This is a genomic window from Cyanobacteria bacterium GSL.Bin1, from assembly GCA_009909085.1.
In the GTDB taxonomy this organism is placed as follows: domain Bacteria; phylum Cyanobacteriota; class Cyanobacteriia; order Cyanobacteriales; family Rubidibacteraceae; genus Halothece.
Window position 1 is genome coordinate 114083 of sequence record JAAANX010000099.1, and the last position, 24827, is coordinate 138909.

Annotated in this window: 22 protein-coding genes and 1 tRNA gene; 10 read left to right on the forward strand and 13 right to left on the reverse strand. The window is 43.9% G+C overall.

Translation table 11 applies throughout. The annotated features are described in order from the left end of the window. Positions 1 to 17 precede the first annotated feature (17 nt). Positions 18 to 4271, reverse strand: coding sequence for an amino acid adenylation domain-containing protein (locus GVY04_13560; GenBank protein NBD17120.1), 4254 nt, complete (start codon positions 4269 to 4271; stop codon positions 18 to 20). 388 nt (positions 4272 to 4659) lie between these two features. Here GVY04_13560 and GVY04_13565 point away from each other — a divergent pair, with 388 nt between their 5' ends. Then, complete coding sequence (locus GVY04_13565) at positions 4660 to 5715, forward strand: D-alanine--D-alanine ligase (GenBank protein ID NBD17121.1); 1056 nt, start codon at positions 4660 to 4662, stop codon at positions 5713 to 5715. Positions 5716 to 5774: 59 nt separating this feature from the next. Here GVY04_13565 and GVY04_13570 read toward each other — a convergent pair whose 3' ends face one another. The 3 genes from GVY04_13570 to GVY04_13580 all read right to left on the reverse strand — a co-directional run bounded on the left by GVY04_13570 (position 5775) and on the right by GVY04_13580 (position 6464). After that, on the reverse strand, positions 5775 to 6056 hold the full coding sequence (locus GVY04_13570; protein NBD17122.1) for a Txe/YoeB family addiction module toxin: 282 nt from the start codon (positions 6054 to 6056) through the stop codon (positions 5775 to 5777). Beyond that, positions 6037 to 6309: a type II toxin-antitoxin system prevent-host-death family antitoxin gene (locus GVY04_13575; GenBank protein NBD17123.1), complete on the reverse strand. Its 273-nt coding sequence runs from the start codon at positions 6307 to 6309 to the stop codon at positions 6037 to 6039. Before GVY04_13575 ends, GVY04_13570 begins: the two co-directional genes overlap by 20 nt. A gap of 82 nt (positions 6310 to 6391) precedes the next feature. Continuing rightward, a tRNA-Phe gene (locus GVY04_13580) sits at positions 6392 to 6464 on the reverse strand. A 139-nt stretch (positions 6465 to 6603) separates the two neighbouring features. Here GVY04_13580 and GVY04_13585 point away from each other — a divergent pair. Then, positions 6604 to 7236, forward strand: coding sequence for a DUF3038 domain-containing protein (locus tag GVY04_13585; protein ID NBD17124.1), 633 nt, complete (start codon positions 6604 to 6606; stop codon positions 7234 to 7236). Beyond that, on the forward strand, positions 7233 to 8231 hold the full coding sequence (locus tag GVY04_13590) for a DUF4335 domain-containing protein (GenBank protein NBD17125.1): 999 nt from the start codon (positions 7233 to 7235) through the stop codon (positions 8229 to 8231). The genes GVY04_13585 and GVY04_13590 overlap by 4 nt, the downstream gene beginning before the upstream one ends. Here the strand turns inward: GVY04_13590 and GVY04_13595 are convergent. Beyond that, positions 8181 to 9740 (reverse strand): ATP-dependent DNA helicase, encoded by a 1560-nt coding sequence (locus GVY04_13595; GenBank protein ID NBD17126.1) that lies wholly within the window; start codon positions 9738 to 9740, stop codon positions 8181 to 8183. The genes GVY04_13590 and GVY04_13595 overlap by 51 nt on opposite strands. Positions 9741 to 9791: 51 nt before the next feature. Here GVY04_13595 and GVY04_13600 point away from each other — a divergent pair, with 51 nt between their 5' ends. After that, a complete protein-coding gene (locus tag GVY04_13600; protein NBD17127.1) occupies positions 9792 to 10637 on the forward strand; it encodes a prephenate/arogenate dehydrogenase in 846 nt (281 codons plus the stop codon). Positions 10638 to 10644: 7 nt separating this feature from the next. On the opposite strand, the gene GVY04_13605 is transcribed toward GVY04_13600, so the two are convergent. Both GVY04_13605 and GVY04_13610 read right to left on the reverse strand, forming a co-directional pair. Then, entirely contained in the window at positions 10645 to 11061 is a 417-nt protein-coding gene (locus GVY04_13605) for a putative toxin-antitoxin system toxin component, PIN family (protein ID NBD17128.1), read from the reverse strand. Between the two features lie 6 nt (positions 11062 to 11067). Then, positions 11068 to 11322: an AbrB/MazE/SpoVT family DNA-binding domain-containing protein gene (locus tag GVY04_13610; GenBank protein NBD17129.1), complete on the reverse strand. Its 255-nt coding sequence runs from the start codon at positions 11320 to 11322 to the stop codon at positions 11068 to 11070. A 267-nt stretch (positions 11323 to 11589) separates the two neighbouring features. On the opposite strand from GVY04_13610, the gene GVY04_13615 reads away from it, so the two are divergent. Continuing rightward, the gene (locus GVY04_13615; GenBank protein ID NBD17130.1) at positions 11590 to 12735 is read left to right on the forward strand and encodes an endonuclease/exonuclease/phosphatase; all 1146 of its coding nucleotides are present in this window, start codon (positions 11590 to 11592) and stop codon (positions 12733 to 12735) included. 56 nt (positions 12736 to 12791) lie between these two features. Beyond that, positions 12792 to 15104, forward strand: a complete 2313-nt coding sequence (recJ, locus tag GVY04_13620; protein NBD17131.1) for a single-stranded-DNA-specific exonuclease RecJ — start codon at positions 12792 to 12794, stop codon at positions 15102 to 15104. A 401-nt stretch (positions 15105 to 15505) separates the two neighbouring features. Here the strand turns inward: recJ and GVY04_13625 are convergent, their stop codons facing one another. The 4 genes from GVY04_13625 to GVY04_13640 form a co-directional block, all read right to left on the reverse strand. Next, entirely contained in the window at positions 15506 to 16381 is an 876-nt protein-coding gene (locus GVY04_13625; protein NBD17132.1) for a hypothetical protein, read from the reverse strand. A gap of 77 nt (positions 16382 to 16458) precedes the next feature. After that, a complete protein-coding gene (locus GVY04_13630) occupies positions 16459 to 17829 on the reverse strand; it encodes a ribosome biogenesis GTPase Der (protein NBD17133.1) in 1371 nt (456 codons plus the stop codon). 99 nt (positions 17830 to 17928) lie between these two features. Beyond that, positions 17929 to 18360, reverse strand: coding sequence for a single-stranded DNA-binding protein (locus GVY04_13635; GenBank protein NBD17134.1), 432 nt, complete (start codon positions 18358 to 18360; stop codon positions 17929 to 17931). 52 nt (positions 18361 to 18412) lie between these two features. Next, positions 18413 to 19174: a DUF1350 domain-containing protein gene (locus GVY04_13640; protein ID NBD17135.1), complete on the reverse strand. Its 762-nt coding sequence runs from the start codon at positions 19172 to 19174 to the stop codon at positions 18413 to 18415. Between the two features lie 75 nt (positions 19175 to 19249). On the opposite strand from GVY04_13640, the gene GVY04_13645 reads away from it, so the two are divergent. The 3 genes from GVY04_13645 to GVY04_13655 all read left to right on the forward strand — a co-directional run bounded on the left by GVY04_13645 (position 19250) and on the right by GVY04_13655 (position 22543). Next, positions 19250 to 20050 (forward strand): glutathione S-transferase, encoded by an 801-nt coding sequence (locus GVY04_13645; GenBank protein ID NBD17136.1) that lies wholly within the window; start codon positions 19250 to 19252, stop codon positions 20048 to 20050. Between the two features lie 128 nt (positions 20051 to 20178). After that, positions 20179 to 21249, forward strand: coding sequence for a tocopherol cyclase (locus tag GVY04_13650; protein ID NBD17137.1), 1071 nt, complete (start codon positions 20179 to 20181; stop codon positions 21247 to 21249). 61 nt (positions 21250 to 21310) lie between these two features. After that, positions 21311 to 22543 (forward strand): PDZ domain-containing protein, encoded by a 1233-nt coding sequence (locus GVY04_13655; GenBank protein NBD17138.1) that lies wholly within the window; start codon positions 21311 to 21313, stop codon positions 22541 to 22543. A gap of 72 nt (positions 22544 to 22615) precedes the next feature. Here the strand turns inward: GVY04_13655 and GVY04_13660 are convergent, their stop codons facing one another. Continuing rightward, positions 22616 to 23236, reverse strand: coding sequence for a 4Fe-4S cluster-binding domain-containing protein (locus GVY04_13660; GenBank protein NBD17139.1), 621 nt, complete (start codon positions 23234 to 23236; stop codon positions 22616 to 22618). A 161-nt stretch (positions 23237 to 23397) separates the two neighbouring features. Next, positions 23398 to 23673, reverse strand: a complete 276-nt coding sequence (locus tag GVY04_13665; GenBank protein NBD17140.1) for a hypothetical protein — start codon at positions 23671 to 23673, stop codon at positions 23398 to 23400. A gap of 25 nt (positions 23674 to 23698) precedes the next feature. Here GVY04_13665 and GVY04_13670 point away from each other — a divergent pair, with 25 nt between their 5' ends. Continuing rightward, positions 23699 to 24805, forward strand: coding sequence for an ABC transporter permease (locus GVY04_13670; GenBank protein ID NBD17141.1), 1107 nt, complete (start codon positions 23699 to 23701; stop codon positions 24803 to 24805). The last annotated feature ends 22 nt before the right edge of the window (positions 24806 to 24827 follow it).

Below are 24827 nucleotides of genomic sequence, written 5' to 3' on the forward strand. Positions count from 1 at the left end.
ATGAACTTACTAGTGATTTAAAAATGCTTTAAATTGAGTGTTTGATCGCGAGGGGTGAACTCACTCAAATCGTTTCCAAGGAAATGAGCATTAACCTGGGGGCAAATTAAGGAAGATTTAAATAAGATTGCTTGTGACAAAGTCGTATCAAATTCAATGTTATCGAGGGGGAGATCTTCTTCTCCGTTTAAGATGGATAAAAATGTTGTTAACTCATTACGATAACCCGCTTGAATGTGTTCTTTCAGCGCAGACAACCAGAAAGAAAACGGTTCGGTTTCTAGGCAGTAGCCATTTGCTTCCATCTCTCTCAATAAGGTTTTCCAAGACATAGAAGAGGGATTAATCACATGAAAAGTTTGCCCCCAGTTAGTCGATTGTTGAGTTAGATAAACCATTGCCTGAGTCGCATAATTAACAGGAGTCAGATTAATTTTGCCTGACAAGTGAGGGGCTTTTCCCAGTTGGAGACAACCCTTAATTAAACTAAAGAAGAAATCATTCGGTTTGTGAGTCATGCCCGTACGACTATCTCCAACCAGGGTGCCGAAACGATGAATTGTAGCCGGTAAGCCACGGTTTTGGGCTTCTCGCACCAGTTGTTCGGCGACCCACTTACTTTGGCCATAACCGGTTTGCAGTTCTTCTTCATCGAGCGGCAGATCGGTTTCTAAAACTAACCCTTGATCCACGTAAGTCTCGGGAAAAACGGATAAAGTGGAGACAAAATGAACGGGTCTGGTCTGACGGCAACTTGCCAAACGGAGGATTTCTTGGGTACCCTGAACATTGGTGTCTCGTAACGCTGAGTAAGGATAAACAAAGTTGACCCAAGCCCCACTGTGATAAATAACGTCGATACTATTCGCCAAATCTTCAAATTGTTCAGAAGAAAGTCCGAGTAGGGGTTTTGATAAATCACCAATTACTGGAACAATGCGCTGTCGGTAACTGGGATGCCAAAGCGCATAAGATTTTAACTGCTTTTCAATCCGTTTTCTGGCACTTTCTCCCGGACAGTAGCGCATCAGACAATAGAGATCAGCTTGAGTTTGCTCTAAAAGCTCGGCAAGCAAATAAGGACCGACAAAACCAGTCGCACCCGTGAGGAAAACCGCTGACGGCGATTGCGCTTTAGTAACATTAGCTGGGGTGCGATATTGAATGCTTGGATCGAGTTTGGCTTCTGCTTGCAGGTCAAAATCTTGAGAGTCAACGCTTGTTGGAGCAGAGGGCGCGCTGGCTTCTCCGGTTCCTGTAGGGCAGCCCGCCCCGTAAGCAGGGAACATCGCGCTGGGATTACTATCAGAGGTGATTGCCTTGGCAAAGGCAGCAAGGGTGGGATGTTGCACGAGTACAGAAACAGCAATTTCAATCTGTAATTGCTCACTGACGCAATGAATACACTCAATCGCAAGTAAGGAATTCCCTCCCAGCGCAAAAAAATCATCTTCTACACCGACTTCACTCACACCCAAAAGCCTACTCCAAATCGCCGCTAGCTGTTGCTCGGTTTCATTCTGTGGTACAACTGTCTCTGAAACAGTAAGCTGAGTCGGTTCTCTGTCCAGTGAAGGTAACTGTTTTTGATCAACTTTTCCATTCGGTGTCAGCGGCAACGCATTCATTAAAATAAAGTTCGCCGGAATCATGTAATTGGGGAGTTTCCGTTGCAGATAGGTACGTAGCATGCCAGTAACAGCCCGTTGCAGAGATTTCAAAAGACCCTGCGCCTCTAGCAAATACTCTGCACTTTGCTGCAGGAGGGTTTGCTCAACTGCAAACGTTTCTAGTTCCACTCCGAGACGAGAACCTTGCTGCCAAACCACTTTCCCTTGAAACCAATGCTCCTCCTCTTGCTTCGGTAGAGGAAAGCTCAGGCGAACTGCGTCTCCTTGCTCCAAATCCGGTGGTGCATCTTGTAAGCCCACCCCAACTGGGGAAATATCAACGGTTCTTAAGTGAAATAACGCTCCGCCAGATTCTAAAGAACACTCTACTTCGTAAGGAATTTGATCGGGAATGAAGTCAGAAATCAGGTAAGCAATAATTTGTTGATGCCCCAGTTGGTCAGGTTGAGTGGTGACAAAAACTTGATGAATCCCGGGATAACTGGTGAGGGTTGCTTCGATTTCACCCACATCAACGCGATAACCGCGAATCTTAACTTGTTGATCAATCCGTCCTAAGAATTCGAGATTGCCGTCTGGTTGATAACGAACTAAATCACCTGTTTTGTAGAGTCGAGCATCCGGTTGATGACTCAAATGATTGGGAATAAAACTCTTTTCTGTTCCCTCAGGACAATTTAGATATCCACGAGCAACGCCAATTCCTCCTAAATATAACTCGCCAGCTTCCCCCCGAGACACTGGCTGTTGTTGTTCGTCAAGGATATAAGCTTCTACATGCGGTAATGGTTTACCAATGGGAAGTTCTGGGTTTGTAGAGACTTCTGCTGGTAAGCGGTAAGTCGTTGCGACAACAGTTGCTTCTGTGGGACCGTAAGTATTAATCAGCACGGGTGAACCACTTACACAATTTTGCCATTGCTCTACGTAGTAAGGATTCGCTCGTTCTCCCCCGATAATGACACACCGGATATCGGAGGGGAAAGTTAATTCCGGTTGTTTGACCAATCCTTCTACTAAGAGATGCCAGTATGCTGTGGGCAAATCTAAAACAGTTAAGCGATAATCCTGACACAGTCGCAGAAATGTTGGCATGGAATCCAACATCGTTTCTGGACGTAAAACCAAAGTTGCCCCTGTGATGAAACAGGTATAGATTTCTTCAACAGCTGCATCGAAACTAAAGGAGGCAAATTGAAGAATCCGATCTGTTTCGGTGATTTCATATTCTTGAGCCGCTTTTTGGGCAAACGTCACTAGTGAGCGATGTTCAATCATCACCCCTTTCGGTTTCCCTGTGGAACCCGAGGTATAGATTAGATAAGCTAGATTCTGCGGCGTTGTTTCGGAGGTGGGATTGTCAGTGGGATACTCTGCAATCAACTCCCAATCCCAGTACAAATCAATCAGCTTGACCTGTGTCGGAGGAAGGTGATCACTATTATCTTGAATTAATAGAACTGAGAGTTGAGAATCATCCAGCATGTCAGCGATTCGTTCGGGGGGATAAGCCGGATCAAGGGGCACATATGCTGCGCCTGCCTTTAAAATGCCAAGGACTCCCACCATCAGGTTGAAGCAACGGGGCATAAAAATTCCCACTAAGGTTTCGCAACCGACACCTAGACTTTGTAGATAGTGAGCGACTTGATTGGCAGCTTCATTGAGTTGTTCATAAGTGAAATGTTTTTCCTGATCAATTACTGCTGTTTTCTGGGGAAGGCGTTGAACTTCCGCCTCAAATAAATGATGGATACAGAGGTCTAACCTCTCAGTACCGAATTCGGGTTGATCGCACTCAATTTCTGCCAGGAGAGGAAGGGTTGCGATGGGCTGTTCGGGTTGCGCGATCGCGCTCATTAAAAAGGCTTTAAATCCTTGAGCTAAATGAACGATGGTTTCTTGCTGAAATAAATCAGCGTTATATTGCCAACAAAGCTGTAGTCTTTCTCCTGCTTCTTTCACGGTTAAATGCAGATCAAATGCTTCACTACCTTGCTCTTCAAGTGGATACGGGTCTACGCATGAATTGTTGTCTCCTCCGATGCATTCACCAAGGGAACCGATGTCCCAACTAAACGCTACTTGTACGGGTGGAGATTGGTCTGTTTCTTGCTGCTGCTTCAAATATTTCGCCACTTCCGGGAAAGGATCGTCTTGGTAGTGTTCCACCTCTTCCACTCCTCTGGTTACTCTCAGCAAAACGTCAGAGAAAGATAGATTTCCGACTAAGTTGACACGACAAACAACCCAATTCGCCAGCTTGTCTCGGACAGTTTGAGGCTCCTCGGTTTCTCGCCAGTTTGACCTGAGGGAAACCCCCATCAAGAACTTTTCCTGCTCGCACAGGCGACTTAACCAACTTGAAAATGCTGAGCAAAAGATAATGAATAAACTCGTATTTTCTAATTGCTTAAGTTTTCTAATGTTGCTAACTTTACTCTCCTCAAAATCATCTAAATAAACCTCTCCTGTGTAAGGGAGTGAATTCGACCATTGAGAATCGACAGGCAAGCTTAAATGTAGGGGGATTTGCGCCAGTTCGTTTTCCCAATAATTTTTTACGTTAACTTGTTGTTCAACTGAGATTTTCTCAGTAGGTTGCCATTGAATACACTTATTGAAGTAATTTAATTTCATCAATCTTCCTTCGTGATTACCCTTGAAAACCTTCTAAGTATGTTATGAAAAATCTTGTCCCTTAAAATAATTAATTTATAACACACTTAATTTTAAATGAGAAAATTTAATTTTAAATTACGAAAATATACTCTAAAGTAATTACTGAAAAATAACTCAAAAAGCGTGATTTCTCTGATAAAAATCATCACTATCTAAAAGTTCATGAATAACAGACAATTCAATTATGATTTTTAGTATTTTCTTTTCAAAAAGTAATAAATAGGCTTTAACTTAAGTTAAAGAGTAAGTTAAAGCAATAACACCTTGGTTTAGTGAAGTATGGTCCGGCGCAAAATTGTGGTATTGTAAGGGGCTAATATTAAGGATGAATTAAGTTAGTCGGATAATGAGTAAAATACGGGTTGGATTATTATTTGGTGGATGTTCTGGAGAACACGAGGTATCCATTCGTTCTGCAAGCGCGATCGCGCAGGCACTGCAAACGGAACATAACGCACTCAAATATAGTCTAATTCCCTTTTATATTCAAGAAAATGGGATCTGGCAAGCCGGAACCGTTGCTGAACAAGCGCTAAAAGAGCAAACTCCCCCAGCCAAGTCAGCCTCAGGGGAAAGATGGCAGTTTCCTGCAGCAGCCAGTACGATTGATGTCTGGTTTCCAATCTTGCATGGTCCTAATGGGGAAGATGGAACGGTCCAAGGCTTACTGAAATTAATGCAAGTTCCCTTCGTTGGTAGCGGTGTGCTTGGCTCAGCGTTAGGCATGGATAAATTAGCGATGAAAACGGCGTTTGCTCAGGCTGGATTGCCGCAAGTGAAGTATAAAGGAATCCAGCGCGATCAAATTTGGTCGAGTCCCTGTGTCTTCCCCAAACTCTGTGATGAAATTGAGGAAGAAATTAACTATCCCTGTTTTGTTAAGCCAGCCAATCTGGGCTCATCTGTCGGCATTTCTAAAGCGAAAACCCGGTCTGAACTTGAAGCTGCTCTTGATCTAGCCGCAAATTATGACCGCCGGATTATTGTAGAACAAGGGATTGTTGCCAGAGAAGTTGAATGTGCCATTTTAGGGAATGAAGATCCCCAAGCTTCAGTTGTCGGAGAAATTAAGTATACAACTGACTTTTACGACTATGAAACAAAATACACCGAAGGCAAAGCAGAACTTTATATTCCCGCCCCCCTTCCCGATCCAATCTTTAAACAGGTTCAAGAACTAGCAAAACAAGCGTTTACCGTGGTGGATGCAGCTGGCTTAGCCCGGGTCGATATTTTTTATGAAGAGCAAACAGAAGAAGTCTATCTCAACGAAATTAATACCCTTCCTGGCTTTACAGCAACCAGTATGTATCCCCGGTTATGGGAAGCAACGGGCATTCCTTTTTCGGAATTGGTTGATCGTTTGATTCAACTCGGTATCCAACGTTATCACTCGGAGTAAGGTTAGAGGATTAGATTGATCTGAAAATGCCAAGCGTTCCTCCCTTTAATTAGGAGACTCTACTTATCGTCTGGCAATTGGTCATAATGTCCACCAATCGCGAAGATACAAATATAATTGTCATCAAATTTGTAAATTACGCGATCGCGCTTAGATAATCGTCGAGACCATAATCCTGATAAATTATGCTTAAGCGGTTCCGGTTTGCCAGTTCCCTGGGTAGGATCTCCTCTCAGCATTTCTTTCAGAATTTTGCAGAGGGCGCGATGGAGTTTTGGATCTTTTTGTCTTAACGTTTCGTAAATCTGCCAGGTCTTCCCTTCAAATACTAAGGATCTCATTGACTTCCTCAGCCGTGGGAGAATAACCTTGACTTTTTTGGTGAGTTTCTGTGGCTTGGGCAATTTGCTGCACCAAGCTGGCATTTTGGAGAACGTAGAGGGTTTCTTGCTCTCTTTCCCAGTCTTCGGCGCTGATAACCACAAAATCACTGCCATTGCGACGAGTTACCTTCAATGGTGTATGTTCGCTAATGACTTTTTCTACATAGTTTTTGAGCTTTTCTCGAAACTGATTGACACTAACGCTGTCCATAACGTCATTTTGGAATGTACGGCATTTACGTACATCTTAGCAAGAGTAAACCAATGCAGGGTTGATGAAGCCATTAAAAAAATGCCAGGACGCAGATTTGAACTGCGGACACGGGGATTTTCAGTCCCCTGCTCTACCAACTGAGCTATCCCGGCAAGCGCCTTTTTTTAGCGCTTTATTACTATAACAAATCACTTTGGTAGTGACAAGTCCCGAGAGAAAATTTATTTCGGTCTCATTTCGCGTTACATTAGATGAGAAAATCGAAACGTTCGGTATGCTTTCGCGCGATTTATGAGCCAATCCTCGGCAAATGTAATGACTAATGACCGTCCCTCAGAACCACCCAAGCCGTGGTTATGGGATCATCTCCCCAATTACCCAATTTCTGTGCGGGGATGTTCTCCTCGGACGGCCCAAGAGATTGATTTGTTGTTGCTCGCCCTCGAAGCTTTGGAACTCGCTAGCTCGGAACGGATGCTAGCAACGGCCAAGGATTTAAATTTAACTGATTTGATTCCAAACCGGGTAGTTTTGTGGCGGTTGCGGTGTACCAATCCTTGGCGACGCTCTTATATGCGACGCTATTTAGAGTTAGAGCAAGCAAAGGCGCTAACGATTATTGCTGCTTCGCGATCGCGCCAACTGACGTTTTTAATTCGCCAACTGCTACTGGTGGAGCAACAACTTCGCGCCCAAGAGCTGCCACTACGGCAAAATCTCCGCCTTGGATGGTATTTAGGGCGATTTCAGGCTCATTTTCGCGGACGGATGAATCCTCGTCGGGCCAGAATTGCAGAATATTTAGCGTCTCCTGATCAATTGGATGAGGTTGCCATTTCCTTACTGAAAAAACTGTTATTCGCGACAGGAACTGCTGGCGCACAGCGTTTATGGTGTAGTTTATTTGATGGAGAAATAAGATGACGATTCGCCGTCAATACAGTTTACCGAACTGTTCTTTAATCCTTGATGGCTGGACAGGAGACGTAAATTTTAACGAAGACGGGAATGGACGCCCCTTGATGTCAATTTTGGTCAATGCCGAATGCCGCTTCCTTGCCGAAGAACATCAGTCATCCGTCTTACAAGGCGATCGCGATTTTCTGGAAAGTTTAGTCCGAGTTGTCAATAATTACGCGCAATCGGTTCTGAGTGGACTCACTCCGGAACCGACTCAAGATTGGGTCGGAGAATCGGTTCAAATCAAGCCTCTTCCGGAAAAAAATCGACACCAGTTGCAATTGACGCGTACCGAAGATGGCAAGCCAGAAGAGGTGATCAAAATTGATTTAACCACAGTAGAATTATTTGACTTGGTTGAAGCCATTGATCAACTCTTAAATGATGGCACTACTCTTCCCGAACTTACCTTAAGTCTTCATCCTCACTCTCGTAAAATTCGTAGCCGCAACGAACCGTTAGCGAAAAAAGCCCAGCCCGCAATGACGGGAGTGGCGAGTTTAGCTGTCGCCGCGATCGCGCTCTTTTTTGTTCCCATTCCAGAAATACGCGAACCCGAACCCGTAGAAGGTAATGGATCCCGTCGTGAAGAAACCCTCCCCAGTGAAAGGGGGCGTGCCGTCCCTTCCGGGATTAAAGAAACCCTCGCCGATCTTCCGAGAATTACTGATTCAGACGAGTTAGCGGCTTTAGGAAGTAATCTGCAAACGACAATTAGTCAAAACTTACAACAAGAGGTTAGGGAAGAATCCTTACGGTATCGGGTGTGGGTTACACAGACAGGAGATGTTCTGGGTTACGAACAACTCGCAGGACCGAATCTCAATATTACCGAAACCCCCGTTCTCCCCAATTTGCTTTCTTTACCCGTTGAGGGCAATACTCCACAAGCAAGTGCTGTTGGGGAATTAGAAGTCACTTTCAACGCCAATGGAGTCGTGGCAGTCGAACGGGAGTAATTGTCGCACAAAATGCCAATTGCCGACTCTGGCATAAGGTTCTAATGCCGAGAGAACCGTTTTCCCATAACTGCGATGATTGACCCGACTATCGAGTAAGGCAACAACCCCTTGTTGTTCGCGCAAAGGAACCACTGCTCGCTGTAATTCTCTCAATGCCGTGGGTAAGAGATAGAGGCGAAACCAATCTTGGCGTTTCTGTTTATAATAAGCAGTTTGTCCGGCAACAATCGGGTTTTCCAGAGAAGGAAGCGGAATGGTTGTCATAATCAGCAACTGTGGCGTCGCTAACTGTTGTCGGTAGTCTTGCCAAAATTCCCAGCTACACACTAAAATCCCATTTTCTCGCAGTTGCGTACTTTCTAACCGGACGCGAGACCCAAATTCACCTGCTAATGCCGTTGCTGTTTGTCGTTTCAAGGGGACATCACTGACTAGAACAACCACTAAATTGCTATGGAAATCGCCCTCAGTGATCAGGTGACGGATTTTTTCCAAGAGGGCGGGTTGAAATTCCCTGGTATTGGGCATTGGCATCCCATCGGGTATATATAAATTAATTGCATCCTGATGGCGATCGCGCGCAAACCGTAAGCAAGTCATCTCTGGTAAACCCAACTTCTGACGATACACAGGGGCATCTTTTTCCCAATCGAGAAAGCCGCCAATGAAAACCGTTGGCTGTTGTGTCCAAAGTGGGGTTAACTCTTCAGAGACCGAACCAGGACAACACGCAATTGTAAATTCTCCTCGTTCCCGATACATATCTGCCCAAAGGAGTTGATTACTTTGTTGGGCTTGCTGGAAAAACTGGCAAAAGGGATGATTAGGTGCAGTCTCCTTTAAAACCACAAATAGCTTTTTCAGAATTTCTTGTTCCGGTTCATTCAGCAATAAACACTCATAAGGATTTTGCGGGCGATTAAAGAGCATTTTGGTCAGTTCCACTCTCACATCACGAATGAGGTCTGCATGCTGCGGATAATGGTTGAGTAATTCATTCCAATGGCGAGTGGAAATCCTCAAGGTGAGTTGCTCTCGTGCCCAATCTTCTAAATCATCCGCTTCGTCAAAAATGGTGGGAATGCCCTCAGGAAGGAATCCTTTTTCAAAGAGACGATCCGCAAACCAGTCTTGAGGAGAAACCAGAATTAACCCGGAATGATGGCTCAATATTTCTGGAGAAAGGTTGGCTAAGTTTTCGCAAACCTGAACCGGTGTGTTCGTATCCAGCCATTCTTTGAGTTGTGGAATTGCCCGATCTAAAAGCTGCTTTTGTTTGCTTTTCGGGGCAACAACAAGGACAGGACGGGCAAACAATAGAGCAGGAGTCAGATAGCTAAAGCAGTAGCCTGAGGCAGTTCCCGTTTGCATCAGGGCAGACCGTTTAAGGCGCAACGCTCTTGCCACAAGACGCGCCATTGTTAGATGATGGGGCCAATTGAGGTCGGGTTGATTGCGAAGAAAGCTACGGAGATAGGTATGGACTTCTGCTTCGATAACTGTCACGAGAACACTTCAATTTAAATAGAGTCACTCCCATCATTATAAAAAAGCATTATGAAGGTCGGAATTATTGGTTTAGGTTTAATTGGCGGTTCGTTAGGGTTAGCGCTGCGATCGCGCGGTCATTATATCCTCGGGATTTCCCGTCATCAGGAAACTTGCACCCTTGCTTGTGAAAAAGGAATTGCCGATAAGGCGAGTGTTGATTTCTCCCTTCTCCAAGCTACAGAGGTGGTATTTATTTGTACCCCGATTGGCGCGATTTTACCGACAGTGGAAAAATTACAACCCATTCTTTCCCCCGACACGATTTTGACGGATGTGGGATCAGTGAAAAGTGCGGTTGTGAATGCAGTCGCCCCTCTCTGGTCAAATTTTATTGGCGGACACCCCATGGCAGGAACCGCAGAACAAGGGATTACAGCAGCCAAGCCGGACTTATTCCCAGGCACACGATATGTGTTAACCCCCACAGAACACACGCCCTCACAAGCGCAAAAAACGGTCACTGAATTAGTTCAGTCTTTAGAGACCGAGGTTATTATTTGTCCCCCAGAAACCCATGATCAAGCTGTCGCTTGGATTTCTCATTTACCGGTATTTGTCAGTAGCAGTTTAATTGCTGCTTCTCTGCAAGAAACCGATCCCGAAGTGGCACAGTTAGCACAAAAACTCGCAAGTTCTGGCTTCCGGGATACCAGTCGCGTCGGTGGGGGGAACCCAGAATTAGGGGTGATGATGGCAAAATATAATAAAGAAGCCGTGCAGCGATCGCTGCAAGTGTATCAAGAACAATTAGAGACAATCAAGCAAGTGATTGAAGCCGAAAATTGGGATGTTTTAGAGATGATGTTAGGGCAAACTAAGGGCGCGCGATCGCGCTACGATATGACTCATTGACTTGGATTTAATTTTCATCTGTATCAAAAGCATAAAATGCTGCTGGACTCATAACCTTGGGGGAATTGAGTTCTAAAGTTAAAATATCTTTATCACCAGTAATCAAGTAGTCACATTGAGAGTAAATAGCAGCTATCACAATCGGCAAATCTGCTTGATCTCTCAAAAAAGTTAGGTCGTCACGGGAGGCGGGTTCGATATTATCAATATCAACAAGTTCGTAGGATAACTCAATCAAAAACGTCTCTAGCGTTTCAATCTGATTCGGAAACTTCCGCTCAAACACTGCATATAGTTCATCCACAACATACTGAGATATAACTAAGGTATGCCATGCAATTGCGTATCGCATAAACTCAGCTACCGATGAATTAGGGAACAGAATTGCCGAAATAATCACATTAGTATCAATAAATAAACGCACAGCAAATTACTGCCCATTTTCAATGCGAACTTCTTTAACTAATTGGATGACATCTTCTTCGTTGCGAATTTCCGCTTTTTCTGCTGCACCAGAAAGTTCTTCCTGTATTTTAGAAAGTGCAGTCAGTGATGAGTTAGCAAGGGTGATTTTGCCATTTTCTTCAATAAATAAAACTTTGTCGCCAGGTTTAAGATTCAGTTGCTTGCGAATCTCAACCGGTATCGTAATTTGTCCTTTAGAGGTAACTTTAGCTAGTTCCATAACCCTTCCTTACATTCCTTACTATTATTGTATAACTGTATTTTGCTAGCGCTGCCAATAGATTAGGAATGATGAGAGATGATGTTAGGGCAAACCCAAGATGCGCGATCAAATTTTTTATAAGTCAGGAATTATACGCGTTTGGTATCATAAAAGGGATGATTGATGCTTCTGTGATTCCAAGGGTCACGCATGCAAAAGACTGGACTACTCTCTAATTTTACGTTAATTGTGTTTGAATAAATTATCTTTTATTTGTATTTAATAATGCTTCGATCAATTATTTTATTTCTAGTTTTAGTTACATTAGCTGCTTGCGGCAGTTCTGCTCAAGTGCAAGCCCAAGATCGTCTTTTCCCTAAAATGTCGGTTGATTTTTTAGATTCTTATGAACTGCCTAAACAGACATTTGAAAAAACACCGGTTGGTGGTTTATCTGGGATCACCTATAACCAGAAGAAAAATTTATTTTATGCGATTTCGGATGATCGCAGCCGAAATGCCCCGGCAAGATTTTATACCCTTGATATTAGCGTTAAACTCCAAGAAACCACGCCACAAATTGCAGATGTTAGCGTGGAAGATGTTACGTTTCTCCAAACTGAGGCGGGAGAAGTTTTTCCCAAGGGAGAAATTGATGGTGAAGGGATTGCTTTTGCCCCCGGCAATACGGTCTTTATTTCTAGTGAAGGGAACACGGAGCAAAATATTTATCCTTTTGTCAAGCGCTTTGATCTCGATACAGGAGTGCAGAAACAAACCCTTCCGTTACCGCAACGGTTTTTATTACCAGAAACAGAAGAAGATGCCCCCAGAGGGGTGAGAAATAATCTGGGGTTTGAATCTCTAACGCTTAATCCGAGTGGTGTACTCAGTCCAGAAGGGGATCCCTTTCGAGTTTTCACCGCAACAGAATCGTCTCTCCGTCAGGATCAATTACCTAAAGATTCGGAAGAACCAACCCGAGTTCGTTTTTTACATTATGTGGTTAATCCGATTGGGCAACCCCTTCCGATTGCCGAACATTTATATTTATTAGATGAACCCCCATTAGGAACCGTTGGTAATGGTTTAACCGAAGTTTTAGCTATTCAACCGGAAGGGTATTTCTTAACCCTAGAACGGTCTTATGGCTTATCAGGATATGGTGCCAAACTCTTTCTGATGACAATTGGCAATGCAACAGATACGTCAGGCGTAAACACCTTTAATGTTGAATTAGGAGGATTGCAACCGCTGCGGAAAAAGCTATTGTTTGATTTCTCTGAACTTGATTTCGATATCTATAATTTGGAAGGCTTAGCTGTGGGTCCAACTTTACCCGATGGCAGTCAAAGTTTATTTGTCATTAGTGATGATAATTTTAATGAACAGGAAATTACCCAAATTTTATTGTTTCGTTTGCAAAATTAAATCAAACTTGCTTGATTCCCTAAAACAGCTAACGAATGACAAATAACTAACTTATTATGTCCTACTGGCACATTGTTCCTAAACCTGAAATTCCAGACTGGTTCCTCACGGCAGTCGCACAGTATCATCCGCCATACTCTCCATATATTGCTCAATTATTGTGGCAACGAGGCATTGATGATTTAGACAGTTTAAAGCAATTTCTTGACCCGAAAACGTATACGCCCACTTCTGGCTTTGCTGGTTTTGGACGACAAATGGAGTTAGCGATTCAACGATGTCAGCAAGCCTGGGAAAATCAGGAAAAAGTTGTCATCTGGGGAGATTTTGATGCCGATGGGGTCACGGCAACAAGTGTGCTTTGGGAAGGGTTACAACCTTTTTTTCCCACTCCGGAAAGCCTCTCTTATTACATTCCGAATCGTCTGACTGAGTCTCATGGCTTGAACGAACCAGGGTTGAGACAATTGGCAGCGAATGGGGTGGAATTAGTGATTACTTGCGATACCGGAAGCACGAATTTGGCGGAAATGAAAATTGCTAAAACCTTGGGGATTGATCTGATCATTACCGATCATCATACGTTGCCCTCAGAAGAACCTGATGTCGTTGCCATTCTCAACCCTAAATATTTAGCCCCATCGCATCCGCTCTATCATCTGTCGGGTGTCGCCGTAGCGTATAAACTCATTGAGGCTTTATCTGAATCTTTTCCGGAAATTCCAGAACAGCCAGCAGAAACGTTATTAGATTTAGTCGCCATTGGACTGATTGCCGATTTAGTAGAACTGCGAGGAGATTGTCGCTATTTAGCTCAACAAGGCATTCAAAAATTAGCCCAACAACTGAATCATCCCACGCGCCCAGGGATTGCTGAACTGTTGAAGTTATGTAAGAGAAGCGGCGATCGACCGATGGATATTGCCTTTGGCATTGGTCCTCGTATTAATGCCATTAGTCGTATTCAAGGGGATGCGACATTTGCAGTGGAATTGTTAACCAGTCAAGACGAAACCGTTTGTAAACAACTGGCTCAACAAACTGAAATTGCGAATACGCGTCGCAAGGAACTACAAAAGGAAGTGGAAACTGCCGTGAAATGGCGCATTGCAGAACTGGATTTATCGACAACGGGGGTAATTGTTCTCGCTGATTCCCAATGGCAACCGGGGGTTTTAGGGTTAGTAGCGGGACAAATTGCTCAAGAATATGCCCGTCCCACCATCCTTTTAAACTTGGATACGGCTAATGAAGAAGAAATCAGTTTTGCTCGCGGTTCTGCCCGTTCTGTGCAGAAAATCGATCTTTATCAACTGCTGCGATCGCAGCAACATTTATTACATCGCTTTGGCGGACATCCGTTTGCTGCAGGACTCAGTATTAAAGCAGAAAATCTCCCGATTTTTCGAGAGGCAATTAATCAACAATTTCGCCAGCAATATGGCAGTATTGCCCCCGAACCTACCTTGGCAATTGATTTGATTGTTACTGTTCAAGAGTTAGGAAAAGAACTCTTTCAAGCTTTAAAATTACTGGAACCTTATGGAATGGGCAATCCGCTTCCGCGCTTACTGATTCAAAATTGCTGGTTTGAGCAAGTTTGGAATAAAAATATTCAAGATTATACGGGTAAGAAAATTCGCTATATTCGCACCACATTTAAAATTTGTGATGAAACTAAGCCAGAGGGATTTCCTGGCATGTGGTGGGGACACTATAAGGAAGAGTTACCGGAGAATCAATCGTTTGATGCGGTAGTCGAACTAGATTTTAATGCTTATCAAAAAGAGTACGAAGTGCGCATTGTAGAAGTCAAAGCAAAGCAGCAACAAGATAGTTATTCTTTTGGGAGTGATGAGACACTGGTCTTGCTGGATTGTCGAGGAGAGAAGACACCCGTTGAGACCAAAGAGCCGGTTTTAACGGTCGATAACTGTCCTCGCCATTGGGAAGAAATAACGTCAACTCTGGAAGCAGGAATGAAAAGCAATTGCGCGATCGCGCTGACTTATTCGTCACCTCATCACTTGCCAGCAAAAGAGATTTGGAAACAGTTACTGGGTATTGCCAAATATCTCAGCCGGACTGAGCAAATTGTGACCCAAGAAAAACTACAAACTCAGTTGGCATTAAGTCGAAAAACACTTACCCTTGGTCTGCAAGCATTGATGAGTATCGGCTTTCATCTCGAAGGAGAAGTAGCAATAAAAGTAACAGGAACAGCAAAGACTGATATTTTTAGTCCTGACGCTGTTCAGACTTTTTTAGCGGCAGTTCAAGAAGAACAATTTCGTTGTCAGTACTTTTCTGAAGTACCCATCGACATGATTCGTAAGCAAGGTCTAGCTGTTTCTGCTGATTCCAAATAAAGGAGCATTTTCTGGTAAAAGGGTTCCGGATCGAAATTGTAATTTTCCTTAATATTCAACGATTTTGCGTCCTTTCAGCCGATGGATCTTGAATAGTCAGCTTAATTTTGCTATTTTGATGAAGTATGGGTTGAAGTTGTGTCTAATTCTTAAAAAGTAAGCTTGGAAAGCTAGTAATACGTTTCAAGCTTTATCAACCCTCTTTTTTTAGCGGCAACGCGTTGAATGAATTCATTTGTAACGACTTTGTTATAAATTTGACAAATTAAACTATTTCAGGTGAAGAATTAACGACTGGGCGATTAATTTTGTTTGCATCGAGGGATGAGTGTACTGATTTTTTCTCCCTTGCCTCCCCGATCCAACTTCGACCCATTATTTCAAAACTGACCGACAACGACTTATTGTCCCCCCCAAAGGAAACGCCCGCCTAAAAAGAGGATGATTCCACCAATGGCAAGCCAGTCTCTGCCTCTGAGCCTTAGGTAATGCCATTGGACATTATGTTGATCGGGACTGGTAAAGCCTCGCACTTCCATCGCGATCGCGATTTGTTCGGCTCTCATCAAGAGGTTTTCCAATAACTTTTCTGCCACCATTAACCACAGCGTTAGACTTTTACGAATACCCAATTTTTTCCAGTTAATTGCCCGGGTACTAACCGAACGAACCAGATTTTGAATTTCTTCTAAAACCAGGGGAATGAAGCGTAGGGATAGGGTTAGAGTAAGTAAGATTTCGGTTACTGGAACGCCAAAGCGGCGTAACGGTTGAAAAAAGGTTTCTAAACCGGCAGTAATTTTTTCGGGGGCAGTGGTTAAAAGATAAAGATTGGTACTATAAATGAGGGTAAAAATGAGGGTGCTGACGCGAATGGCAAGGTCGAGAGACCGACGAGTCACAGTGAGCCAAGCTTCATTAATTAAGACGTACTGATAATCAGTTGGTTGGGGGAGGTCCAGATCGCTGCTGGGTAATCTGGGTTGATGGTTAATAGCAAGTCCATCATCGAAAATGCAGGTCAACACAAAGACTAATGTGCAAAGGATCAGTAGCCATCCCATCTGTTGTCGCCAAACGCGGAGGGGAATGCGAGCCAAGAACGTAATTAAAATTAAAGCAAAGACTAAGCCAATCCGCCACAGGGGATGCGCCAAAATGGGGGTGAGAAGAAACCCCATCAACCAAGCCAGTTTAATTCTTGGATCGAGATGATGAAGCCAAGTATCGGGTTTTTCTAAATATAAGCCAATGGGCAGCGATCGCAGTAAGTCCATATAACAATTAATAATTCAACTGAGTGGTCATGGGCTGATGATGCAAAGAATCAGTCGCTATCCATTATTAAGTTCTCCTACACTCTTGTTGCACGATTCAGTTTGTTTTCTTCGACATCTCGGGGTCGCTTACCACGCCAAATTAAACGTAAGGGTGTTCCAGTAAAGCCTAATTGTTCTCGGAATTGACGGTCAATATAACGGCGATAGGTATCATTGAAACGTTTAGGATCGTTCACGAATAGGGCAATGGTTGGCGGTTGGGTACTCACCTGCGTTCCGTAATAAATTCTGCCTTGTTTCCCTTGACGACTCGTCGGTGGAGAATACCAAGCCACTGCTTCTTGAATCACTTCATTGATCACAGCGGTACTGACACGGCGACGATGTTCTTGCACCGCAGTCTGAATGGAATCAAAAATGGTTTTTACCCGTTGTCCGGTTAAGGCACTGACAAATAAAATTTCTGACCAATACATAAAATAAACGCGATCGCGCAGCATTTTTTCATATTGATAAATTGTATTGGAATCTTTTTCTAACGCATCCCATTTATTCACAATAATAATCGCCGCTTTCCCTTCTTCTTCAATTCGTCCAGCGAGTTTCATATCTTGATCGGTAATGCTATCTAAGGCATCAATGACCAGGAGAGAAACATCAGAGCGTCGAATGGCTTTAAATGCCCGATTAATACTAAAAAATTCCGCACCATACCGAATGTTTTTCTTCTTGCGAATCCCTGCGGTATCAATCAAGCGATAGACTTGTCCTTGATGTTCAATTTGTAAATCAATGGCATCGCGAGTCGTCCCTGAAATCGGGCTAACAATGGAACGACTTGCCCCAGTTAGAGCATTGAGTAAACTGGATTTACCGACATTTGGACGACCAATAATCGCAACATTAATTTCGGTTTCTTCTGCTTCGGGTAAAGCTTCATAAGGGGGAAAAGTGGAGATCACAGCATCTAATAAATCGCCCGTTCCACTCCCATGAATACCGGAAACAGGATACGGTTCTCCTAACCCTAATTCCCAAAATTGTGCGGCTTGCATTAACCCTTGTTCCGGCGATTCACACTTATTCACCGCTAAATAAACCGGAACGTTTTGCTGACGTAACCACTCGGCAATTTCTTCATCTCCAGAAGTGGGTCCACTTTGCCCATCGACTACAAAAATTGCCGCAACGGCTTCTGATAACGCCATCATCGCTTGCTGTCGAATTTCCGGTAAAAATTCACTGTCATCATCAAAGACAATGCCACCAGTATCCACCACTAAAAAATCGCGATCGCGCCAAAAACTCGGTTGATATAAACGGTCGCGGGTAATTCCCGGTTCATCATGGACAATGGCATTGCGACTCCCCGTCAAACGATTCACTAACGTCGATTTTCCGACATTCGGACGACCAATAATTGCAACAATGGGTAACTTTTTCATAATAATAAATAAATGCGCGTCTTTAACCCACAGGTTGTAACGCGCCCTCCCTAAACGTTCATTGTAGTTTTCTTGTTGGCAATGTGAGCCAGACGATCTTTAAAAGGGAATGTCATCCAAATTTTTTTCTTCTTCCTGCGTTCCCCCTGCTGTTTGCGGTTGTGAAGTAGGAAACTCAACTAAATTATCCGTCTCTTTTTGAGCAGAAGGTTCGGGGGCAGTTCCCTTACCTATTCCATGAATGCGAGATAAGGTAAATTCTGCCCGTTTTTCTTTGAACCCTTCTTGACGTTCAAGAATGTTCATGCGCAGACGACCTTCTAAAATAACTTGATCCCCAGCGTGATAATTTTGAGCAACATCATTGGCTAAGTTATCTCCCCAAGCCACTACCTTTAAACTGGCCGGTGGATCATTATCGCGCAAACCGGAAAATTCCACCATCATTTCTGTTAAAGGAGTTTGATTTTCTTGCGTGTAGCGCAGTTGGGGTTGGCTGGTAATTTGTGCCATTAAAATACAACTATTCATCCTCTCCTCCTAAACTTTTTTGCTTCGTTTTAACATCAACTTAATCTCCATTTTAACCTGTCGGGTCGAGCCAACGTAGGACTTCTTTTTTCAATTGCGTAATATCGCGATAAAATTGCTGTTTCACCCATTGACCTAAGGCATCAAGTGGGGAAAAATTGTTTCCCGGTTGCCAATTCCATTCTTTCGGGTTGACGGGGGTCAAATGATTACCGGAAAGCTGCAAATAGGAGACTAAATTGGGAGAAGACGCTTCTAAAACGGGCTTTAAATCTTCAGTTTGATCAATGGTATCATCTTGAAAACGAACTAAAAGAGTCCGTGTTTTTCCGTAATCTTTTTTGACAATATCTAGGGTCCGTTCTGGGGAAGGTGTAAATTCCAAATCAAGAGCAATCAAATTATTTAATTGTTCCACCAAGGGAACCGCTTGTCGGGCTGGATAATTATTATAAGAAATGAGGAGATTTCCCGCCCGTTTCACTTCATATAAACTATTAATGAGTAAATGTAATTTGCAGCCCATACTATGCCCAATGCCATAAATGGGGAGATAGCGCTGAAATAAGCCCAACCGTTGATAGGCGGTTTCAAACCGATTCAAGGTTCGCTGCGCGATCGCGCTATGATTTAAGTCGTTTAAAAAGGGCGTCGCGATAACCGCGTATCCTTCCTCGGCTAAAGATTCCAACAACCAACTATAGGTCACTTGTGGCGCAGTCGCGACAAACGCCCCACCTAAAAAATGAATTAACCCTTTCGGTTGTGAAGGTAATAAAACTGAATTGCCCGCAACCTCTTCCCAATTCGTCATATTTGCAAAAAGTAACTCACACAATCGCCTTATTAATGTTAACTTTTATGAAAGCAAGCTCGCATCGAATTAACTATGCTAGAACTTTATCAATTTGAACTCTCCCAATTTAGCGAAAAAGTCCGTTTTCTTCTCGATTACAAGGGCTTAGAATACCGTAAAATTGAAGTGACCCCAGGGGTGGGACAAGTAGAAGTCTTCCAAATGTCAGGGCAGCGACAAGTCCCCGTCCTCAAAGATGGGGAAACTATTGTTGCTGACTCCACAGAAATCGCCATGTATTTGGAACGGACTTATCCAGAACGTCCCCTCATTCCCACAGCAGCGAAAGAAAAAGGATTAACCCTCCTCATGGAAGAATGGGCAGATGAATCCATTGGTGTCAAAAGTAGAAAAGCCTTCATTGGCGCTTTGAATCGCAACGAAGCTTTACGCGCTGCGGTTTTACCCACTGATACCCCTGAGTTTGTCAGAAGTATTGTTAGTGCCATTCCCTCTGATTTATTAGATGCTTTAGGCAGTGGCGTTGGTATGGGAGGCGAAGCCCTGAAAGCCGCTGAAGGCAGCCTTAAACAAGACCTAGAAGCCCTCTGTTTAATTTTACAAGAACAACCTTATCTCACGGGTGCTATGCCCACACTAGCTGATTTTAGCGTTGCTAGCCTTAGTTTACTCTTAAAATTCCCCGAAGAATCTTATATGGATATTCCTAATCAACTGGCAGGAAAAGCCCTACCTGGTATCGGCGATAATCCTGCATTTGAACCCTTCTTTACCTGGCGCGATCAACTGTATAGTGAATATCGTCAACCCGCTGTCTCCACGGGTAGTAGTGGCACCAGTGCCTCTGCACCGAGTTCGATTGAAATTGAGTAACATTTAGCCTTTGCCAGACAAAAGGGGGAATGGAGAGAAAGCGTCAAGAAATGAGGAGGACAAAAAACATTCAAGATATATCCTCCTCACGATTCTCTATTCCCTAAATGAGGAATGACTAAGAACGAATGACCAATCAATTACAAACTCCTCACAGTGGTTACCATTGGGGAGGAGAAGATACCCGATTTTTTGAAGGTTGGTATTATCGGGTTACCCTCCCCGAAATCAATCAAACCTTCGCCTTCATGTACTCCATTGATGATCCCGCCGGGGGAACTGCTTACAGTGGAGGGGCGGCGCAAATTTTAGGACCCAATGATGAGTATTTTTGGCGCACCTTTCCCAATGTCAAAGGGTTTTGGGCTGATTATACTGCTTTAGGCTTAGGACATTGGGCCAAACGACCGGTAGGAAGTTTTCCCCGACCACTCACTCCCAATCAATTTAACCAACAAATTAACGAAGGGTATCAAGCAACGGCAACCCTCAATCAGGGGAAACTCTATGACCCAGCTACAGACCAAACGGTCGCTTGGGAATATCAGATTAACCCCATTTATGGTTGGGGCAATCCTAAACGTCCCCAGAAAGCCACGGCTGGATGGTTATCGTTTCTGCCTTTATTTGAACCCGGTTGGCAAATTTTGATTGCCCATGGCTTAGCAACGGGATCGATTCAGTGGCAAGGCAAAACCTATAAATTTACGAATGTACCGGCTTACAGCGAAAAAAATTGGGGACGGGCGTTTCCGGCGAAATGGTTTTGGTTAAACTGCAATGCTTTTACCGAAGAAACAGATCTCGCTTTAACTGCAGGTGGGGGAAGACGAGAAGTGTTAGGCCTTGGCGAAGAAGTAGCATTGATTTGTTTCCACCATCGCGGGCAATTTTATGAATTTGTTCCCTGGAATTCTGAGGTTTTTTGGGAAATTCAACCTTGGGGAGAATGGAAAATGAATGCAGTTGGTAGAAAATTAGCAGTGGAAATTATTGGCAAAACTGACCAACCGGGTACACTTTTACGGGCACCCACGGAACGAGGATTACAGTTTTGTTGTCGGGATACAATGCAAGGTGACCTTCACCTTAAACTCTCTCATCGGAGTGGAAACGTTATCTTTGAAGCTTCTAGTACCAATTGTGGTTTAGAAGTGGGAGGGATTCCCTGGTCAGGATCTTGGAAGAACCAATCCTAATTGTTTCTCGTTAGTTATCCGAGTCATTTTAAATTCTATTGCCTTCGTTTTATAAAAAATGATGAAACCCAAAAAAAATCCTTGGCTTGCTCTAATTGTAATGATGACAACGACGACTTTTGTCAGTAGTTGTTCTCAGTTGAATCTTAATCCATCGCCAGATTCCTCTGAACCTTCACCTGATGCCGAAGAATTGCCGTTTGGAGAATCAGACCCTTCAGAAAATCAGTCTGATTCTGCTTCTCGACCCTTGGAACCAACACCAGAAGATACGAACTTTGTTACAACTGTGGTTAATGAAACGAGTCCGGCTGTGGTTCGGGTTAATGTCAAACGGGTGGTAGATACCGAGATTCCTGAGATTTTTAATAATCCCTTTTTTGAGCGGTTTTTTGGGGATTCGATTCCGACTCCTCCTCAGCAACGGGTTCAGGAAGGGTTAGGGTCGGGATTTATTGTTAGTAGTGATGGGCAAATTTTAACCAATGCCCATGTGGTGAACAAAGCAGATGAAGTGGTTGTCGCTTTACGAGATGGACGCACCTTTGATGGAACAGTTGTGGGGGAAGATCCTTTAACTGATATTGCCGTAATTCAGATTGATGCGCAAGATTTACCGACAATTCCTTTAGGGGATTCAGAGAGTGTGCAACCCGGACAATGGGCGATCGCGATCGGCAATCCTTTAGGCTTAAACGAAACGGTTACGGTCGGGGTGATTAGTGCGACGGGACGACCGGGTTCCGCCCTTGGTGTCTCTGATAAACGAGTGGAATTTATTCAAACGGATGCGGCGATTAATCCGGGGAATTCTGGCGGACCGCTTTTAAATGCCCGGGGAGAGGTCATTGCCATTAATACGGCAATTATTGGTGGACAAGCAGAAGGGTTAGGCTTCGCTGTTCCCATTAACACCGCGAAACGAGTCGCAACAGAAATTATCGAAACTGGGGAAGTGCAATATCCTTATATTGGCATTCGCATGGTCACCTTAAGTCCAGAAATTAAAGAACAGTTGCAACAACTACCGCAACAAAACTTGGAAATTACAGCTGAGTCTGGGGTATTAATTGTCGAAACGGTAAGCGGTTCCCCAGCGAGTCAAGCAGGCTTACAACCGGGGGATGTGATTCGAGAAATCAACGGCGAAACGGTAGAAGAATCAGAGGAAGTCCAACGGATTGTCGAGCAACAGAATGTCGGCGATCGCATTTCCTTGCTCATTGAGCGTAACGGAGAACCCCTAGAAATCACAGTAGAATTAGAGCGTCTTCCGGTAGAAGGAAGCCGCTAATTGATTTCTGATTGCTCTTCCAGTCTGTTGAAAGAGCGAGTACAGCTTGGTAGCACCTTCCTCCTCGCTGTACTAATCAGCCAAGGGCTGATACCCGCGATAGCCGGTGACAATCCGTCGGCCATCTTTGAGGATATGGATCTCAATTTGATCACTCGCCCAATCCAGTTGATTTTCTAAAGCCGGATTAAAGACGCGCACCCGTTGATTACGAGAAGAGACCAGAGAATCAGCTTCATTAATTGCCTGTGAAGGAAGATAAGGACCATCAACGAGGAGATCTAGTTCTTGGAGGAGATCGGCTGCACCGGGCGGCGCTTGCGGCGATTGTAATGCTTGTAAGGTAAAACCACTAAAAGACATCACATTTAAGCCTGCACGTTTGAGTCGTTTCGCCAGTTGCGTCAGCGCGATCGCTTGCCAAAACGGTTCACCCCCAGAAAAGGTCACCCCTTGATTGCGGGGTTTACTCAGAATTTGATCCGCTAAGTCCTCCACAGCAATGAGTTGATTAATTTCAAATGACCAAGACTGAGGATTGAAACAATCGGAACAATGGCGATCGCAGCCTTGAACCCAAACTACAGCCCTTACCCCAGGTCCATTCACTTCCGATTCATCCACATAGCCCATGATATTCAAGTATCCAGCCGGAATCGAAACTTGATCAGGAGAAGCAATTTGCTGAGTCATAATCCATTCCTTGAGAACGATTTTTTCCCTTATCTTCGATCATCACAAAGAAAATTCTTAATCAGAGTTTTTCTCAACGAAAATTTAAGATCAGTAACCCTCATCGTTGCCAATTTGATTATGATCGGTAATTTTTGTTAACTTCTTTGCTCAGCACCACTTTAGAAACTTGAAATCTGCCATAATTCCCCTAGCTGGGTCTTAGCTAAAATTGGGGTCTTAAAACCACTTACGTGCTGCACCTCTGGTATCGGCAAAGCCATGGCGCAACCAAGTTTTTTATGGAAAATTTCATTGAGGAAAACATTACTCAACCCAATCCCCAAAAATTGACTAAAATCATCTTCTGGGAGCAAACCATCGCATGGGGGGGAGTGGTGTTTCTGATTATTGCTGTGATCATTGCTGTTTGGTGGGTTAACCACAGCGATTAGCATCAGTCAACCTTCTCAAATGACTATAATGTTTGCTCGAATGATTGCCCAATGTCGCAAAGAATTAGCGCAATTTAAGCGCGATCGCGTTACGGTTGCCCTTGCCTTTATTCTCCCGTTGGGAATGATGCTGATTTATGGGTTTGCGATTCGTCTCGAAGCCCAGAATCTGCCCCTCAGCATCCATGATTACGATAATAGTCCACTGTCTCGCAGCTATGTGGAACGGTTGTTTGCGACCAATCAATTTGTTCCGGTTCGAGATCAGGGTGACTCTCCAAGTGATAGTCTTGATGCAGGGCGCGCGATCGCGTCAGTGGTAATTCCTCCAGACTTCTCTGGTCAAATTAAAGCCAACAAAACTGTCGATGTCCAAGTTTTGGTAGATGGCAGTGATGTGAACAATGCCCGCATCGTCCAAAATAGCATTCGCGCCACCACTCATTTTTTTATTCAAACTCAACAGCAACAGTCGTCTCCACCGACGGTTAATGCCGAAATTCGACTGTGGTTTAATCCCGGTGGGAAAGAATCCTTGTATATTGTTCCTGGGGCGTTTGCCGTGGTGTTGTGGGTGTTTCCTTCGATGTTAAGCGCGATCGCGGTGGTGCGAGAAAAAGAACAAGGCACGATTATACAAGTCTATGCGTCTGACTTAAAAGCGTGGGAATGGTTATTAGGAAAAGTTGTGGCTTATGTTTTCGTGGCAAGTGGAGAAGCAGCAATTGTGATGGGAATCTCTACCCTGCTATTTAATTTGCGTTTGGCAACTGAACCCACTTTGCTCATGATTGGTACTCTGCTATATTTAATTGCCAGTGTCTCTTTTGGGGTTTTTATTGGGTCGCGATCCAATAATCAAAATTCAGCAGTACAAGGGACCGCGATCGCGGGGTTTATTAGTGCATTTTTACTATCAGGCTTTATTTACCGCATTGAAAATTTTCCCCTTCCCCTTTACTTAATTTCTAATATTATTCCAGCGCGTTACTATCTTTTAATTACCCGGGATGCCTTTGTGCGTGGAACGGGTTGGATTGGCGTTTGGTATGCTCCTTTAATGATTGGCGCGATCGCATTTTTATTATTATTTAGCTCTACAAAAATGATGTCTAAAATGCAGCTCAAAGATTAAGGGGGTTAATCGAACCACATAA